This window comes from Nocardioides sp. GCM10023255, from assembly GCF_042653125.1.
Lineage (GTDB): Bacteria > Actinomycetota > Actinomycetes > Propionibacteriales > Nocardioidaceae > Nocardioides.
Window position 1 is genome coordinate 225,805 of record NZ_JBHSHU010000013.1, and the last position, 15,406, is coordinate 241,210.

The 15,406-nt window shown below is 72.8% G+C and carries 18 protein-coding genes; 11 read left to right on the forward strand and 7 right to left on the reverse strand.

Annotated elements, in window-relative coordinates; genetic code table 11:
* Positions 1 to 226 precede the first annotated feature (226 nt).
* From ACFO9I_RS22050 to ACFO9I_RS22060, 3 genes are read left to right on the forward strand one after another with little or no spacing between them, the layout of a single operon-like run.
* On the forward strand, positions 227 to 727 hold the full coding sequence (locus tag ACFO9I_RS22050) for a SigE family RNA polymerase sigma factor (RefSeq protein ID WP_379184861.1): 501 nt from the start codon (positions 227 to 229) through the stop codon (positions 725 to 727).
* On the forward strand, positions 724 to 1,614 hold the full coding sequence (locus ACFO9I_RS22055) for a hypothetical protein (RefSeq protein ID WP_379184863.1): 891 nt from the start codon (positions 724 to 726) through the stop codon (positions 1,612 to 1,614). The genes ACFO9I_RS22050 and ACFO9I_RS22055 overlap by 4 nt, the downstream gene beginning before the upstream one ends.
* 17 nt (positions 1,615 to 1,631) lie before the next feature.
* Positions 1,632 to 2,312 (forward strand): IspD/TarI family cytidylyltransferase, encoded by a 681-nt coding sequence (locus tag ACFO9I_RS22060; protein ID WP_379184865.1) that lies wholly within the window; start codon positions 1,632 to 1,634, stop codon positions 2,310 to 2,312.
* A gap of 84 nt (positions 2,313 to 2,396) precedes the next feature.
* Here the strand turns inward: ACFO9I_RS22060 and ACFO9I_RS22065 are convergent, their stop codons facing one another.
* Positions 2,397 to 2,966: a 2-C-methyl-D-erythritol 4-phosphate cytidylyltransferase gene (locus ACFO9I_RS22065; RefSeq protein ID WP_379184867.1), complete on the reverse strand. Its 570-nt coding sequence runs from the start codon at positions 2,964 to 2,966 to the stop codon at positions 2,397 to 2,399.
* Positions 2,967 to 3,045: 79 nt separating this feature from the next.
* Entirely contained in the window at positions 3,046 to 3,531 is a 486-nt protein-coding gene (locus ACFO9I_RS22070) for a CarD family transcriptional regulator (RefSeq protein ID WP_180934452.1), read from the reverse strand.
* Positions 3,532 to 3,731: 200 nt separating this feature from the next.
* Between ACFO9I_RS22070 and ACFO9I_RS22075 the strand changes: the two genes are divergently transcribed.
* The 3 genes from ACFO9I_RS22075 to ACFO9I_RS22085 all read left to right on the forward strand — a co-directional run bounded on the left by ACFO9I_RS22075 (position 3,732) and on the right by ACFO9I_RS22085 (position 6,045).
* Positions 3,732 to 4,613 carry a hypothetical protein gene (locus ACFO9I_RS22075; RefSeq protein ID WP_379184869.1) on the forward strand — a complete coding sequence of 294 codons (882 nt, stop codon included), beginning with the start codon at positions 3,732 to 3,734 and terminating at the stop codon, positions 4,611 to 4,613.
* A gap of 101 nt (positions 4,614 to 4,714) precedes the next feature.
* Entirely contained in the window at positions 4,715 to 5,299 is a 585-nt protein-coding gene (locus tag ACFO9I_RS22080; protein ID WP_379184871.1) for a hypothetical protein, read from the forward strand.
* A 2-nt stretch (positions 5,300 to 5,301) separates the two neighbouring features.
* Entirely contained in the window at positions 5,302 to 6,045 is a 744-nt protein-coding gene (locus ACFO9I_RS22085; RefSeq protein WP_379184873.1) for a phosphoglyceromutase, read from the forward strand.
* Positions 6,046 to 6,122: 77 nt separating this feature from the next.
* Here ACFO9I_RS22085 and phoU read toward each other — a convergent pair whose 3' ends face one another.
* Complete coding sequence (gene phoU, locus ACFO9I_RS22090) at positions 6,123 to 6,779, reverse strand: phosphate signaling complex protein PhoU (RefSeq protein ID WP_379184874.1); 657 nt, start codon at positions 6,777 to 6,779, stop codon at positions 6,123 to 6,125.
* 121 nt (positions 6,780 to 6,900) lie between these two features.
* On the opposite strand from phoU, the gene ACFO9I_RS22095 reads away from it, so the two are divergent.
* Both ACFO9I_RS22095 and ACFO9I_RS22100 read left to right on the forward strand, forming a co-directional pair.
* Positions 6,901 to 8,031, forward strand: coding sequence for a sensor histidine kinase (locus tag ACFO9I_RS22095; RefSeq protein ID WP_379184876.1), 1,131 nt, complete (start codon positions 6,901 to 6,903; stop codon positions 8,029 to 8,031).
* Positions 8,028 to 8,708 carry a response regulator gene (locus ACFO9I_RS22100; protein WP_379184878.1) on the forward strand — a complete coding sequence of 227 codons (681 nt, stop codon included), beginning with the start codon at positions 8,028 to 8,030 and terminating at the stop codon, positions 8,706 to 8,708. Before ACFO9I_RS22095 ends, ACFO9I_RS22100 begins: the two co-directional genes overlap by 4 nt.
* Before the next feature lie 30 nt (positions 8,709 to 8,738).
* Here ACFO9I_RS22100 and ACFO9I_RS22105 read toward each other — a convergent pair whose 3' ends face one another.
* Positions 8,739 to 9,458, reverse strand: coding sequence for a maleylpyruvate isomerase N-terminal domain-containing protein (locus ACFO9I_RS22105; protein WP_379184879.1), 720 nt, complete (start codon positions 9,456 to 9,458; stop codon positions 8,739 to 8,741).
* A 165-nt stretch (positions 9,459 to 9,623) separates the two neighbouring features.
* Here ACFO9I_RS22105 and ACFO9I_RS22110 point away from each other — a divergent pair, with 165 nt between their 5' ends.
* Positions 9,624 to 11,141: a S8 family serine peptidase gene (locus ACFO9I_RS22110; protein WP_379184881.1), complete on the forward strand. Its 1,518-nt coding sequence runs from the start codon at positions 9,624 to 9,626 to the stop codon at positions 11,139 to 11,141.
* A 176-nt stretch (positions 11,142 to 11,317) separates the two neighbouring features.
* Positions 11,318 to 12,259 (forward strand): DMT family transporter, encoded by a 942-nt coding sequence (locus ACFO9I_RS22115; RefSeq protein WP_379184883.1) that lies wholly within the window; start codon positions 11,318 to 11,320, stop codon positions 12,257 to 12,259.
* On the opposite strand, the gene ACFO9I_RS22120 is transcribed toward ACFO9I_RS22115, so the two are convergent.
* The 3 genes from ACFO9I_RS22120 to ACFO9I_RS22130 all read right to left on the reverse strand — a co-directional run bounded on the left by ACFO9I_RS22120 (position 12,260) and on the right by ACFO9I_RS22130 (position 14,517).
* Positions 12,260 to 12,763 carry a YbjN domain-containing protein gene (locus tag ACFO9I_RS22120; RefSeq protein WP_379184884.1) on the reverse strand — a complete coding sequence of 168 codons (504 nt, stop codon included), beginning with the start codon at positions 12,761 to 12,763 and terminating at the stop codon, positions 12,260 to 12,262.
* Complete coding sequence (gene mshA, locus ACFO9I_RS22125; protein ID WP_417608215.1) at positions 12,760 to 14,019, reverse strand: D-inositol-3-phosphate glycosyltransferase; 1,260 nt, start codon at positions 14,017 to 14,019, stop codon at positions 12,760 to 12,762. Before mshA ends, ACFO9I_RS22120 begins: the two co-directional genes overlap by 4 nt.
* Positions 14,020 to 14,136: 117 nt before the next feature.
* The gene (locus tag ACFO9I_RS22130) at positions 14,137 to 14,517 is read right to left on the reverse strand and encodes a hypothetical protein (RefSeq protein ID WP_379184886.1); all 381 of its coding nucleotides are present in this window, start codon (positions 14,515 to 14,517) and stop codon (positions 14,137 to 14,139) included.
* Positions 14,518 to 14,619: 102 nt separating this feature from the next.
* Between ACFO9I_RS22130 and ACFO9I_RS22135 the strand changes: the two genes are divergently transcribed.
* Positions 14,620 to 15,384 (forward strand): SDR family oxidoreductase, encoded by a 765-nt coding sequence (locus ACFO9I_RS22135; protein WP_379184888.1) that lies wholly within the window; start codon positions 14,620 to 14,622, stop codon positions 15,382 to 15,384.
* The last annotated feature ends 22 nt before the right edge of the window (positions 15,385 to 15,406 follow it).

Sequence of the window (15,406 nt, forward strand, 5' to 3'; positions counted from 1 at the left end):
GTGCTCCTGCGGGGTGAGATCCGGTCGTGCGCCCACTCTCGGGAGCCGAGGTTTCGCGTCCGCCGCCCCGCGGTCTCGCCGACGTCAACTTGTCCTCACGACCTCACGGACCTCACGACCTCACCGGTCCGGGCCGGTTTCCGGGGGAGGATGACAACCGATCTCCGGGGGCGTCCGTCCTTCTCGGGAGCCCTGCACGGGCGAGGGATCGACGACGGGAGCAGGCGTGACGGATCGGGACAGGCGCGCGGAGTTCGTGGACTACGCGCAGGCACGCCGGCCCCAGCTGCGGCGGATGGCCTACGCCCTCTGCGGGGACTGGCACACCGCCGAGGACATCGTGCAGACCGCGCTGGCGAGGCTGTACGTCGCGTGGCCGCGGGTGCGGCGCACCTCCGCCGAGGACGCCTACGTCCGGCAGACCATCCTGCGCGCCACGATCGACGAGTCCCGCCGGCCGTGGCGTCGGGAGCGGGCCGGTCTCGACGGCTTCGACCACCCGGCCGCGCCGGGCCTCGACCCCGGCGACCGGCAGGACCTGGTGGCCGCCCTCCAGCAGCTGCCCGAGATGCAGCGCCGCACCGTCGTGCTGCGGCACTGGCTGGGGCTGTCGGTCGCGGAGACCGCGCAGGACCTGCGGATCTCCGAGGGCACCGTGAAGAGCCACACCTCGCGGGCCCTCGAGCGGCTCCACGCACTGATGACCGAGGAAGGATCGCACCGATGAGCATGACTCCGGAGAAGTTCCACGACCTGATGGTCGCGGCCGTCACGCCCGAGCCGCCGCAGGGCGAGGTGGCCGCCGACGTCGCCGTCGGCCGGAGGCTGCTGCGCCGCCGACGTGCGGTGGTCACGCTGGGGTCCGCCGCCGCGGTGGTCGCCATCGCCGGCACGGCGTGGGCGGTCGCCCCCGGCAGCGACTCGGCGACCGACCGCGGAGGCGCGCCGGTGGTGACCGGGCCGACCTCGCAGGACGTCCCGAGGACCGATGCGGCGCTGCTGGAGCAGTGCCGCGACGGCAACCAGTCCGACCGGGCGACGGCGGCCGTCTTCGGGTCCGGCGACCCGGTCGTCAAGGCGGTCTCCCGCACCGCGCACCAGGTGATCCTGGCGATCGAGTCCGGCGACGGGTCCCACTGGGCGGAGTGCTTCGTGCACCTCGACAGCCAGGAGTTCGCGTCCGGGATGACGGTGTACGACGCCTCCGGGCGCAGCGCCGACACGTCGTACTCCTCCGGAGGCGGCTGCGGCCTGGTCGACGGGGAGGTCGACCCGAGCTGCACCAAGTTCTCCGTCAGCTGGGTGGACCGCCGGCCCGCCGCGGTGGCCGCCGTGGAGTTCGTGACCGGCGACGGCCGGACCACGACGGTCGAGAGCCGGGACGGCTACATCGTCCTCAACCACCTCGGCGACGTCCCTCCGGGCGCGTCGACCGACCCGATGGCCATGGACTACCAGCCGATCGAGCGGATCACCTTCCTGGACGCGGCCGGGAAGCCGATCGCCGCCGAGGCGATGGACGGGTCCGGCACCGGCCCCGACCACGAGCGGGTGGGCGACCTGCCCTCGATCCGGGCCTACCCGGGGCTCCGGTCCGGCCAGGAGATCTACTGACCTCGTAGGATCCCGGCGTGCCCGCCGCCGTCGTGATCCTCGCCGCCGGCTCGGGGAGCCGGGTGGGGGCCGAGGTCAACAAGGTCCTGCTGCCGCTGGGGGACGCCCCGGTGGTGGCGTGGTCGGTCCGCGCGGCGCTGGCCGTGGCCGACGTACGTCGCGTGGTGCTCGTCGTGCGGCCCGGCGAGGAGGACGCGATCGCCGAGGCGGTCGCCCCCCAGATCGACGACCGGGAGGTCCTGGTCGTCACCGGCGGCGGCTCCCGGCACGCCTCGGAGTGGAACGCGCTGCGGGTGCTCGCCTCCGACATCGGGGCGGGCGAGGTGGACGTGGTGGCGATCCACGACGGGGCCCGGCCGCTGGCGGGCGTGGGTCTCTTCGAGGCCACGATCGCCGCGGCCCGCGAGCACGGCGGCGCGATCCCGGTGGTCCCCGTCGGGTCCCTGCTCCCCCGCGACCCCGCCGCGGCGTCCGTCCCCGGCCGGCTCGCCGGCGTCCAGACCCCCCAGGCCTTCCGCGCCGCCCCGTTGCTCGACGCCTACACCCGGGCCGCGCACGACGGCTTCGAGGGCACCGACACCGCCGCCTGCCTCGAGCGGTACGCCACCCTCCCGGTCGCGGCCGTGCCCAGCACCCCGGTCAACCTGAAGATCACCTTCCCCGAGGACGTCACCCTCGCCTCCCGTCTCCAGGGATAGTCCGGCACGTTCCTGTCTTCGAGGGGGTAGTCCGGCACATTCCTGCCGTCGGAGGTCCGCCCCGGTGGTGGAGAACGTGCCGGACTATCCAGCGGTCAGGGCCTCCAGCAGCCGCACGTCGTCGACCGAGGCGACCCGGCGGGCGGCGGGAGGGGCCTCGATCAGCTCGACCGGGAACCGCTGGCGGAGGGCCGCGACGAGGTCAGCGAAGTCCAGGGTGGGGAGACCGTCGAGGGCGGCCACCACCGACGGCGGGAGCACGACGGGCGAGGCGACCTGCACGAGGGCGTTGCGGTCCACGGTCTCGCCCACGAAGCCGTCGGCGACCGACTTCACGGTGTCGGTGACCGGCCGGCAGCCGACCACGACGACGTCACGCTCGACGGCGGTGGCCAGGCAGGCGGCGATGAACGACGCGGGCGTCATCGGGCACAGCGAGTCGTGCAGGACGAACGCCTCGCCGGAGTCGACCAGGCCGGCCCACTCGGTGCCGAGGTCGGCAGGGGTGACGCCGGCGTCGCCGAGGGCCCACGCGGCGCAGGCCACCAGCGCCTCGCCGTGGATGAGCGTGAAGGGGAGGGAGCCGCGGCCCTGCTCCACCACCGAGCCGAGGGCGGGCGGTGCGTCCGGGACGTCGTACGGATCGGTCGTCATAGCAGCCCCAACGTATGACGTCGTGGTCCGAAATGCGACGGCCCCCCGGGTGGTCACCCGGGGGTCCGTCGGAGGTCGATCAGGAGGCGAGGACCTCGTCGAGGATGGCCTCGGCCTTGTCCTCGTTCGTGTGCTCGGCCAGGGCCAGCTCGGAGACGAGGATCTGGCGCGCCTTGGCCAGCATCCGCTTCTCGCCGGCGGAGAGACCGCGGTCCCGCTCGCGGCGCCACAGGTCGCGGACGACCTCGGCGACCTTCATCACGTCACCGCTGTGCAGCTTCTCGAGGTTGGCCTTGTAGCGACGCGACCAGTTGGTCGGCTCCTCGACGTGCGCAGCGCGCAGGACGTCGAAAACGCGGTCCAGGCCCTCCTTGTCGACGACGTCGCGGACCCCGACCAGGTCCAGGTTGCAGGCCGGCACGCGCACGACCAGGTCCTGCTGGGCGACGATCCGCAGTACGAGATACTGCCGGTCCTCTCCCTTGATCTTCCGCATCTCGATGTCCTCGATGACTGCGGCCCCGTGGTTTGGATAGACGACCGTTTCGCCGACGGTGAAAGTCATGTGTCAGGTACCCCTTCCTAGGTGACTAGTCTAACACGTCTTCGAAACCCCTCCTTCGACGTTTCCGCAGGTCAGAGGCGCATTCCGGGCTTGACAGATCGCCGTCGCGTGTGGTGGCACCCTCGTCGCGAACCGGTTTCGCCGGGTCGGGAAGCGCCGAATCCCGCCGCTCGGCGCCCCCGTGGTCGATACTTCCGGGCATGGCCATCCTCAAGCGCGCGCGCACGCGCGGGCGCAGCTCGCGCGAGGCGTCCGCGGAGCCCGCCGAGACCCGCGACCCGGCGCCCGCGCAGGAGCGGCTGGCCACCCCTGACTCCCCGCGTCCCGACCCCGCCCGATCGACCCGGCCGATGCGCCGGGCTCCGCGTCAGCACTCGCTCGCCCGGACCTGGCCGGTGCTGCTGCTGCGCGCCGCCCACCCCCGACAGGCGCTCCTGACCGCCGCCGGGCTGGCGGCCGCCGCGGCGATCGCCGGGCGCCCCGCGCGGGAGATCGGCCTGGTGCTGGTCACCGTGCTCGTCGGCCAGGCGATCCTCGGCTGGCACAACGACCTGGTCGACCGCGCCCGCGACCGGCGCCACGACCCCGTCGGGAAGCCGGTCGGCGGCGGCCTGCTCGACCCTGGCACCGTCTGGTTCGCGCTGGTCTGCGCGGTCCTGCTGGTGGTGCCGCTGTCGATCCAGAACGGTGTCACCGCGGGCAGCGCCTACCTGATCTCCCTGGTGCTCGGCCTGCTCGGCAACGTCGTGCTCCGCCGTGGGCTGCTCTCCTGGCTGCCCTGGGCGGCGGCGTACGCCCTCTACCCGGCGTTCCTCTCGTACGGCGGCTGGGGCGGCGACGCGACCGGTGCGCCGCCGGAGATCTCGGTCACCGTGCTCGCGGCCCTGCTCGGCGTCGGCGTGCACGTCGCCCGCGCGCTCCCGGGCCTGGTGGCCGACCACGAGGACGGCTGGCGCAGCCTGCCGCTGCGGATCGCGCTGAAGACCGGAGCGACCAAGCTGCTGGTCATCTCGCTGGCGTGGATCGCGCTGACGGTGGCCGGGTTGCTGGCCGCGGCCAGCATGGTCGGGCTGGCCCAGTGAGCGCGACGGGCGACCGCTAGGCTGTGCGCGAAACCGTGCACCGCACACCGCCGTACCGGCGCTGCCGAACGGCCCGACGACGACCTGCGAAGGCCCAGAAGATGCACCTGCGACGCAGTCCCCGCCGCCCGCTCCGCCGTTCCCTGGCGCTCGCCGTGGGCGGGATCGTGCTCGCCACTCCCGTGCTCACGTCGTGCGGGTTCAACTACGCGACCGACCGGGTCTACACGCCGGCCAACGGCGTCAACGACCGGGACGCGTCCGTCGACGTCCTCGGCGCGGTGATCGTCTCCGGGCAGGACGACTCCGGCACCTTCATCGCCACCTTCTCCAACAACGACACCGAGAAGGAGAACACCGTCGAGTCGCTCGACGGCGCGGGCGACAGCCCGATCCAGTCCGGGTCGTTCTCCCCGATCACGATCGACGCCGGCGGCCTGGTCAACCTGGCCACCGACGGCGGCATCCCCGTCTCGGGCACCTTCAAGGCCGGCAACTTCGTCCCGGTCACGGTGACCTTCGGCTCCGGCGAGAAGGCCGAGATGAAGGTCCCGGTCGTCACCGACACCGACATCTACGAGGGCCTCGACACCTCGGCGTCCGAGTCGGCCACGCCCTCGACCGGGGAGTCCGCGACCCCCTCGGAGTCGGCGACCGAGTCCCCCTCCTCCTCCCCCTCGGAGTGACCATGACCCACACGCTCGTCCTGCTCCGCCACGGCGAGAGCGAGTGGAACGCCAAGAACCTCTTCACCGGCTGGGTCGACGTCGCCCTCAGCGAGAAGGGTCGCGCCGAGGCCGTCCGTGGCGGTGAGCAGCTGCGCGACGCCGGGCTGCTCCCCGACGTGGTGCACACCTCGCTGCAGCGCCGCGCGATCAACACCGCCGCGCTCGCGCTGGACGCCGCGGACCGGCACTGGATCCCCGTGCGGCGCTCCTGGCGCCTCAACGAGCGCCACTACGGCGCGCTGCAGGGCAAGGACAAGAAGCAGACGCTCGAGCAGTACGGCGAGGAGCAGTTCATGCTCTGGCGCCGCAGCTTCGACGTACCTCCCCCGCCGCTGGACGACGACAGCGAGTTCTCGCAGGCGGGCGACCCGCGGTACGCCGACCTCGGCGACGAGATGCCCCGCACGGAGTGCCTCAAGGACGTCATCGCCCGGATGCTGCCCTGGTGGGAGTCGGGCATCGTGCCCGACCTTCGGGCCGGCCACACCGTGCTCGTCGCCGCCCACGGCAACAGCCTGCGCGGCATCGTCAAGCACCTCGACGGCATCAGCGACGAGGACATCGCCGGGCTGAACATCCCCACCGGCATGCCGCTGGTCTACCGCCTCGACGACCAGATGCGCCCGACCGTCCCGGGTGGCGAGTACCTCGACCCCGAGGCCGCGGCCGCCGCTGCTGCCGCCGTCGCGAACCAGGGCCGCTGAAGCAGAGATAGTCCGGCACGTTTCCCACACCGGGCCGAGAGGCCCGACGAGGAAACGTGCCGGACTATCGCATTTTCTCAGGCGTCGACCGCCCGCGGGTTCTCGCCGGTGACGACGAAGACCACCCGGTTGGCGACCGAGACGGCGTGGTCGGCGATCCGCTCGTAGTAGCGGCCCAGCAGGGCGATGTCGACGGCCGCCTCGACGCCGTGGCTCCAGTCGTCGGAGAGCAGCTCGGTGAAGGACGTACGCCGCAGCTGGTCCATCTCCTCGTCGTCGCGGCCGAGCTCGATGGCGGCCTCGACGTCGCGGGCGGTGATGATCTGCAGCAGCTGGGCGACCATGTCCTCGGCGACCTCGGCCATCCGGGACATGGTGGGACGCACCTCCTCGGGCACCGCGACGTACGGCGTGCGCAGCCGCGCGATCTTGGCGACGTGGACCGAGAGGTCGCCCATCCGCTCGAGCTCGCTGACCATGCGCAGCGCCGCCACGATGGTGCGCAGGTCGCCGGCGACGGGCTGCTGCAACGACAGCAGGGAGAACGCCTTGTCCTCCACGCGCTCGCGGGCACGGTCGATCTCGACGTCGTCGCTGATCACCCGCTCGGCGGTCTCGGCGTCACCGGTGAGCAGGGCGCTCGTCGCGAGCCGGACGGCGTCCTCCACCCGCTGGGCGATGCCGGAGAGGTCGTCGAAGACGGAGTCGAGCTGTTCATGGAAGGCCTGACGCATGACGGGGAGCCTAGGTGCGCGGAATGACAGGCCGGGGCCAGGACGTGAACGCCGGGTGAACGTTGCGAAGCCGGTCTCCTCGCGTGCCAACGGCGGGTGAATCGCTGCGTACTCTGGTGCCGTGGATCCGACGACACAGGCGTTCCTGGCTGCCGTCATCGGGGCCATCGTCGCCGGCGGCGCCGTGCTGGCCTGGCACGTCAGCGAGCGTCAGCAGCAGGCCACCACGCACGTCGAGGAGCCCGTGGTCCCGCCGGGCGTCGCCACCGTCCTCTCCGTGCTCCGCTCGAGCGCGGTCGTCGTCGACGACAGCGACGTGGTGCTGAAGGCCTCGGCCCCGGCGTACGCCCTCGGGCTGGTGCGCGGCAGCTCGCTGTCCTCCGACGAGCTGGCCGACCTGGTGCGCCAGGTGCGTCGCGACGGGCAGATCCGGGAGACCGAGCTGCTGATGTCGCGACCCGGCGCACCCGCGCGCCACGTCACCGCGCGGGTCGCCCCGCTGGGCTCCCGGCTGGTGCTGGCGCTGGTGGAGGACCGGACCCGCGAGCGCCGGGTGGAGGCGGTACGCCGCGACTTCGTCGGCAACGTGAGCCACGAGCTGAAGACCCCGGTGGGCGCGATCCGGCTGCTCGCCGAGGCGGTCTCCGACGCGGCCGAGGACCCGGAGGCCGTCAAGCGGTTCGCCGGCCGGATGCTGCACGAGAGCGACCGGCTCTCGCGGCTGGTGCAGCAGATCATCGAGCTGTCCCGGCTGCAGGGCGACGACCCGCTCGAGGCGCCGGTGCCGGTCTCCCTCGACGAGGTGATCGCGGTCGCCGTCGACACCTCCGCGATCGATGCCGACTCCAAGCGGATCTCGATCGTCACCGGCGGCACCCAGGGGCTCGAGGTGCTCGGCAACGAGGAGCAGGTGACCGCCGCGGTCGCGAACCTGGTGGCCAACGCGGTGTCGTACTCCGGGTGCGACTCCACGGTGCTGGTCAGCACCAAGGCCGACGACACCACCGTCGAGATCTCGGTGGTCGACCAGGGCATCGGCATCCCCGAGAACGAGATCGACCGGATCTTCGAGCGCTTCTACCGGGTCGACCCGGCCCGCCACCGGTCCACCGGCGGCACCGGGCTCGGCCTCTCGATCGTCAAGCACGTCGCCGCCACCCACGGCGGCGACATCCGTGTGTGGTCGGTGGAGGGACAAGGCTCTACATTCACCTTGACCCTCCCCCGCTGGAACCAGGAGGCAAGCCGTTGACCCGCGTACTCGTCGTCGAGGACGAAGAGAGCTACAGCGAGGCGCTCGCGTACATGCTGCGCAAGGAGGGCTTCGAGGTGGCGATCGCCGCCACCGGCGACGACGCCCTGACCGAGTTCGACCGCAACGGCGCCGACATCGTGCTGCTGGACCTGATGCTGCCCGGCATCCCCGGCACCGAGGTGTGCCGGCAGATCCGGCAGACCTCCAGCGTCCCGGTGATCATGGTGAGCGCCAAGGACGACGAGGTCGACAAGGTGGTGGGCCTCGAGCTCGGTGCCGACGACTACGTCACCAAGCCGTACTCCCCCCGCGAGCTGGTCGCCCGGATCCGGGCGGTGCTGCGCCGTGGCCAGGACTCCGGCGACCTCGAGCCGGCTGCGCTGGAGGCGGGGCCGGTGCGGATGGACGTCGAGCGCCACGTGGTGACCGTCGACGGGCAGGAGCAGCGGCTGCCGCTCAAGGAGTTCGAGCTGCTCGAGATGTTCCTGCGCAACCCCGGCCGGGTGCTCACCCGCGGACAGCTCATCGACCGGGTGTGGGGGTCGGACTACGTCGGCGACACCAAGACCCTCGACGTGCACGTGAAGCGGCTGCGCGCCAAGCTCGAGCCCGACCCGGGCGAGCCGAAGTACCTCGTGACCGTGCGCGGGCTGGGGTATAAGCTCGACCTGTAGGGCGGGCCCCGCACCGGTCCGCCGGTGACCTCAGCCCAGCAGCGGCAGCCGGTCCGCGCTCGCCCCGAGCTGCTGCCGGTCGTCGGCGGACAGCTCGAGCCGGCCGGTGCCCTTGAGCACGGCCGCGGTGTCGTCCCAGGTGGCAGGCAGCGGCTCGCCGTGGATGCCCTCGAGCACCGCCCGGGTCAGTGCCAGCCCCTCGGGGTCGGGCGCGGTGCCCGGTGCGCCGGGGGGCAGCTCGACGACCAGGTCGAGGTGGTGCACGGTCGCCTCGACGACGAGGGTGGAGACGAAGTCAGGCACGTCGAGGACGTGGCCCTGCGTGCTCACCCGGCCTCCGGGGTCGGCCGCCGCGGCCGCCCGCACGGTCGCCTCGCAGGTGGTGCGCCAGTGCGAGACCAGGGTGCGCGGATCGACGTACGCCGAGGAGGCCACGCGCACGAAGCGGGCGTGCGCCCCCGCCCAGTCGTCCCCGCCCGGACCGCCGCCCTCGCCGGACCCGGCCGACCCGGGCCGGAACGGCGCCCAGTAGGTCACCGCGTCCACGTCCGGCTCCTGTCCGCTGGGGGTCGCGAACGCCACGAGCGCCCGCTGGGCGTCGAGCAGCTGGTGGAAGACCAGGTCCTGGACCGTCCAGCCCCGGCACCGGGTCCCGAGCAGCAGCTCCGGCGGCGCGAGGTCCTCGACGGCGGCCGTGACCAGTGAGTAGGCCCGGCCCAGCAGCTCGGGCCCGGCGACGGGTGCGGTCATGCGCCCGAGTCTGGCACCGCGCCAGAACCGTTCAAGTCCCAGCAGGCCCATCAGCCACGAAAGCCTGTCGTGCACCTCTGGTCACAGCACCCCCTCCGAGTGCAGGATGAGCCCGGCGTCCGATCCGACGCTCTTCATCTCTCGGGAGGCATCACGATGATCTTCATGCGGCGACCCGCCGCTCTCTCCACCGCGACGGCGGGGCTGTTCGCCTCGGCCCTCGTGGCGCTCTCCGGACCCGGCGCGACCGCCACCACCCCCGACGCCGCGCCGGCGTCCACCCCGGTGCCCGTCATCACGCCGGACGGCGTCGTCTCGAGCTACCTGCTCAACGCCAAGGCCGCCAACCCCGGTCAGACCCGTCTGGTCGAGCGCGCCGTGGCCGAGGCCGGCGGCGTCGTCGTCCAGAGCTGGCCGCAGATCGGCGTCGTCGTGGCGCACGCGGACGTGTCGACGTTCCGCGAGGACGTCGCGGCCAGCGCCGGCAACGCGCTCGACTCCGTCGGGGCCACGCGCACGGTCGCCGTCTCCGAGGGCACCCCGGAGGAGGCTGGTGCCCCCTGGGGCCGCGGCGCGTCGGACTACAAGCGCGGCGCGACGAAGGACGTCAACGGTGACGTCGGCTCCGAGCCCACGGCTGCCACCGCCACCGACCCCCGCGAGGGCGAGCAGTGGGACCTGCCGATGATCAAGGCCGACCAGGCCCACGCGATCACCGACGGGAACCGCGACGTGCTCGTCGGCGTGCTCGACAGCGGCATCGACCCCGACCACCCGGACCTGGCCGCGAACATCGACACCGCCGACTCGGTGAACTGCACCGACGCGGGACGCCCGGACCGCTCGGCGACCGGCTGGTACCCCACCACCAGCGACCACGGCACCCACGTGGCCGGGACCATCGCCGCCGCGCGCAACGGCGTCGGCATCGTGGGCGTCGCGCCGAACGTGCGACTGGCCTCGGTCAAGGTGGTCAACGACGCCGGGTTCATCTACCCCGAGTACGCCGTCTGCGGGTTCGTCTGGGCCGCGACCCACCACATGGACGTGACCAACAACAGCTACTACGTCGACCCGTTCCGGTACTACTGCGACGACCAGCCCGACCAGGCCGCCGCCAAGGAGGCCGTGCGCCGTGCAGTCGCCTGGTCGATCGACCAGGGCGTCGTCTCCGCCGCGGCCGCCGGCAACGAGCACGACGACCTCGCGCACAAGACCACCGACAGCACCAGCCCGGACGACAGCACGCCGATCACCCGGACGGTCAACGCCGGGTGCAACGACATCCCCACCGAGCTCGACGGCGTCGTCACGGTCGCCTCGCTGGAGCGCTACCCGGCCGACTCGGCGGACAGCCGGCTCTCCGGGTTCTCCAACCGCGGGCTCGGCGTCATCGACGTGGCGGCGCCCGGCTCGCGGATCCTGTCGACGATCGTCAAGGACAACGGCTACGGCCTGAAGAGCGGCACGTCGATGGCCACCCCGCACGTCGCCGGAGTGCTCGCGCTGATGAAGTCCGCGCACCCGTCCTGGAGCCCCTCCCGGATGGTGGCCGAGCTGCGCGCCCAGGCCGACGACAAGGCCTGCGGCACGACCACGGCCGGCGCGCCCTGCGTCGGCACGGCAGCGGAGAACAGCTACTTCGGTGACGGAGTCGTCGACGCCCTCGACGCCGTCCGCTGAGCCGCTCGCCGCTGACGCCGCCGGCACGCCCGGCGTCCCACCTCAGGCCCGCGTCGCCCGGATCCCCGGGCGGCGCGGGCCCTGTCGTGCCGGTGCCTCGGGAGCTGGCCGGATCTCGTGGTGCTGCGTCCGAAAACCGCGTGTCGGCTGTCGGTGGGCGTCCCTAGGCTGGTCCGGTGACGATCACCCGGACCACCGACCCCGCCCGCACCCCGACCGGCGCGCCCGCCGCCTGGGTGCCGGTCGCCGCGGTCGCCGTCACGCTGCTGCTGTGGGCGAGCGCGTTCGTCGCCATCCGCTACCTCGGCGACGACTTCTCCCCCGGCGCCCTCTCGCTGGGCCGCCTCGTGGTGGGCTCGCTGTGCCTGGGCGTGGTCGCGCTGAGCCGCGGCGTGCCCCGGCCGAGCCGGCGCGACCTGCTCTCGATCGTGGTGATCGGGGTGCTGTGGTTCGGCGTCTACAACGTCGCGCTCAACGAGGGCGAGCGTCGCGTCGACGCGGGCACCGCGGCGATGCTGATCCAGGTCTCTCCGGTGCTGATCGCGCTGCTGGCCGCGCTCTTCCTCTCGGAGCGGTTCACGGTCTTCCTCGGCATCGGGCTGGCGCTGGCGTTCGGCGGCGTGGCGCTGATCGGCCTCTCGACCTCCCCCGGCAGCAACCACGACGTCCTCGGCGTCCTGCTCTGCGTGCTCAGCGCCGTCGTCTACTCGGTCAGCGTGATCCTGCAGAAGCCCCTGATGGCCCGGGTCCAGGCCGTCCACGTCACCTGGCTCGCGTGCACGGTCGGCGCGCTCGCGTGCCTGCCGTTCGCCGGGGACCTGGTCCGCGAGACCGCCGACGCACCCGCCTCCTCGATCGCGTGGGTAGTCTACCTCGGGGTCTTCCCGACCGCGATCGCCTTCACGACGTACGCCTTCGCCCTCACGCACATGAGCGCGAGCAGCCTGGGCGTGACGACCTATCTCGTGCCGCCGTTGACCATCGTGATGGGCGTGGTCTTCCTCAGCGAGGCGCCGCCCACGATGGCGTACGCCGGCGGCGCGCTCGCCCTCGTCGGCGTCGCCGTGGCCCGGCGCAAGCCGCGGACGATCGCGCAGGAGCCCGCGAAGGCCTGCTGATCAGCCGGCTTCGGGCTCCTCGCCCGACTCCAGCCAGCCGCGGAAAGCCTCGAGGTTCTTCGTCGACTCGCCGCGCAGCTTGCGCCACTCCCACTCCTTGCGGATCGAGGAGGCGAAACCGAGCTCGAGGATGGCGTTGAACGACTCGTCGGCGTTCGAGAGCACCGACCCGAGCAGCCGGTCCAGCTCGTCGGGCGTGACCACGGACAGCGGCAGCCGGGCGTCGAGGTAGATGTCGCCGTGCCGGTCGACGGCGAAGGAGACGGCGTACATCTTCAGGTTCCGCTCGAGCAGCCAGCGGTAGACCCGCTCGTGGTTCTCGTCGGGTCGGCGGCAGACGAAGGCGTGCACGCCGAGCGCGTGCTCGCCGACGTCGAGCCGGACGGCCGTCTGCAGCTTCTTCTCCCCGGGAAGCGAGAACGAGAAGACGCCGTCGGAGAGCTCCTCGAACTCGATGTCGTTCTCGGTGAGGTGGTCGCGGATGGTCGCGGCGGGCGAGGTCACGACACGGACTCTCGCATGAACGAGCGGGCCCGCTCGTACACCTCGAGGGTGCGCTCCGCGGTCCGCTCCCACGCGAACTGGCGCGCCTGCTCCAGCGCGCCGGCCGAGAGCCGCACCTGCAGCTCGTCGTCCTCGATCACCCGGCGCAGCGCCGCGGCCCAGTCGCGCGGCTCGTGACCCTCGATGAGCAGCCCGCTGTGGCCGTCGCGCACCACCGTGGTGAGACCGCCGACCGCGGCCGCGAGGACCGGGGTCCCGGTGGCCTGGGCCTCGACGGCGACCAGGCCGAACGACTCGTTGTAGGAGGGCACGGCCACCAGGGTCGCGGCCGCGCACCAGCGCGCCAGGTCGGACTGGGCGACCGGCGGGACGAACCTGACCACGTGGTCGAGGCCGAGCTCGCTGGCGAGCTGGGCGAGGGACTCGGGGTGCTCGAGGCCCGAGCCGGACGGGCCGCCGACCACGGGGACGACCAGACGCGACCGCAGCCCCGGCGTCTGGGCGAGCAGCTCGGCCACGGCCCGCAGCAGCACGTCCGGAGCCTTGAGCGGCTGGATGCGGCCGGCGAACAGCAGCACGTGCGCATCGGCGGGCAGGCCCAGGTCGGCCCGGGCGGCGGCCCGGTCGAGCGGGCGGAAGACGGAGAGGTCGACGCCCGGGTGCACCACCTCGACGCGGCCGGCCTCGGCGTCGTACAGGTTGATCAGCTGCTTGGCCTCGAGGTCGGTGTTGGCGATCAGCATGTCCGCCGCCTCGACCACCTGCTCCTCGCCGATGATCCGGGCGACCGGCTCGGGGGTGTCACCGGTGGCGAGCGCGTCGTTCTTGACCTTCGCCATCGTGTGCATGGTGTGCACCAGCGGCACGCCCCAGCGGTCGCGGGCGAGCGCGCCGACCTGCCCGGAGAGCCAGTAGTGGGAGTGCACGGCGTCGTAGTGGCCGACCGGCTGCGCCGCCTCGGCGCGCAGCACCTCCCGGGCGAAGACGCACAGCTGGCCCGGCAGCTCGCCCTTGGTCAGCCCCTCGAACGGCCCGGCGTGGATGTGCCGCACCCAGACCCCGTCCGCGGCCTCGACCACCGGGTCGAGCGCGGAGCTGGTGGCGCGCGTGAAGATGTCGACCTCGATGCCCTGCTGGGCCAGCCGGCGCGACAGCTCGATCACGTAGACGTTCATGCCGCCGGCGTCGCCGGTGCCCGGCTGGTCGAGCGGGGAGGTGTGCAGGCTGATCATCGCCAGGCGCCTGATGCGATCCACTGGGTCCCTTCCGTCGATTGATCCAACCAACAAGAACCAGCGCGGGCCCCCGCTGATTCCCACCCTCGACCGGTACGTCGTACCCGAACGGTGGACGCGCGAACTCAGGGCCCCGCGTCAGCGGGCGTGCGCGCCGGTGGAGCGCGACCGGCGCACCGGCTCCGGGCGCGACCTGGCCTGCGCGACGGCCGCCACCACGGCCACCACCAGGCCGAAGAGGCCGTCGATCACCTCGGGGTCGCCGCCGTCGTGCAGGACCTCGAGGACCGACCAGACCAGCAGCGGGAACGCGACGGCGACGATGGCGCGCAGCCAGGTGGCGCTGGTGCTGACCAGCGCGGCACCTGCGCCGACGAGCGCCACCGCGAGCAGCACCAGCCCGAGCCAGTGCAGGAGACCGGCGGCTCCGCCGCTGCCACCGAGGTCGAGCACGAGACGGACCAGCCAGCAGAGGCCGCCGACGAGGCCCGCGAGACGGGCGAGGCTGCGCAGATCCATGGGCTCCAGCTTCGGGAAGGGCGGTGCGATCGACAGGTCATGATGCCACCGGCGCGGCCACCCCACCACGGAGCGTGGGCACCGTCACGGCACAATCGGCGCATGAGCACCTCGCGCACCGCCGTCGTCACCGGAGCCAGCAGCGGGATCGGCGCCGCGTCCGCCCGGGCCCTCGCCGCCGACGGCTTCCGGGTCGTCTGCGCGGCCCGCCGCCGGGACCGCGTCGAGGCACTCGCCGAGGAGATCGGCGGGGTGGCTGTGGAGTGCGACGTGACCTCGCCGGAGTCGGTGCGGGGCCTGGTCGAGGCCGTGGGCGGCACGCTGCACGTGCTGGTCAACAACGCCGGCGGCGCCTTCGGGTCGGAGTACGTCGAGCAGGCCGACCCCGCGGACTGGCGGGCGATGTACGAGGTCAACGTGCTCGGCCTCCTCAACGTGACCCAGGCGCTGCTGCCGGCCCTGCGCGCCAGCGGCGACGGGCTGATCGTCAACATGGGCTCCACCGCCGGGCGGATCGCCTACGAGGGCGGCGCGGGCTACACCGCCGCCAAGCACGGCACCCAGGTGGTGACCGAGACGCTGCGGCTCGAGCTGTGCGGCGAGCCGATCCGGGTCTCCGAGATCGCGCCGGGCATGGTCCGCACCGACGAGTTCGCGGTCGTGCGCTTCGGCGGCGACCAGGCGAAGGCCGACGCGGTGTACGCCGGCGTCCCCGAGCCGCTGGTGGCCGAGGACGTGGCCGAGGCGGTCCGGTGGATCGCGAGCCTGCCCAGCCACTTCAACGTCGACGAGATGGTCATCCGCCCGCGGGCGCAGGCGGCCCAGCACAAGGTGCACCGCGTGCAGGACTCACCGGCTGGCCGGTGACTCCTGTGCTTGTCGGCCGGTG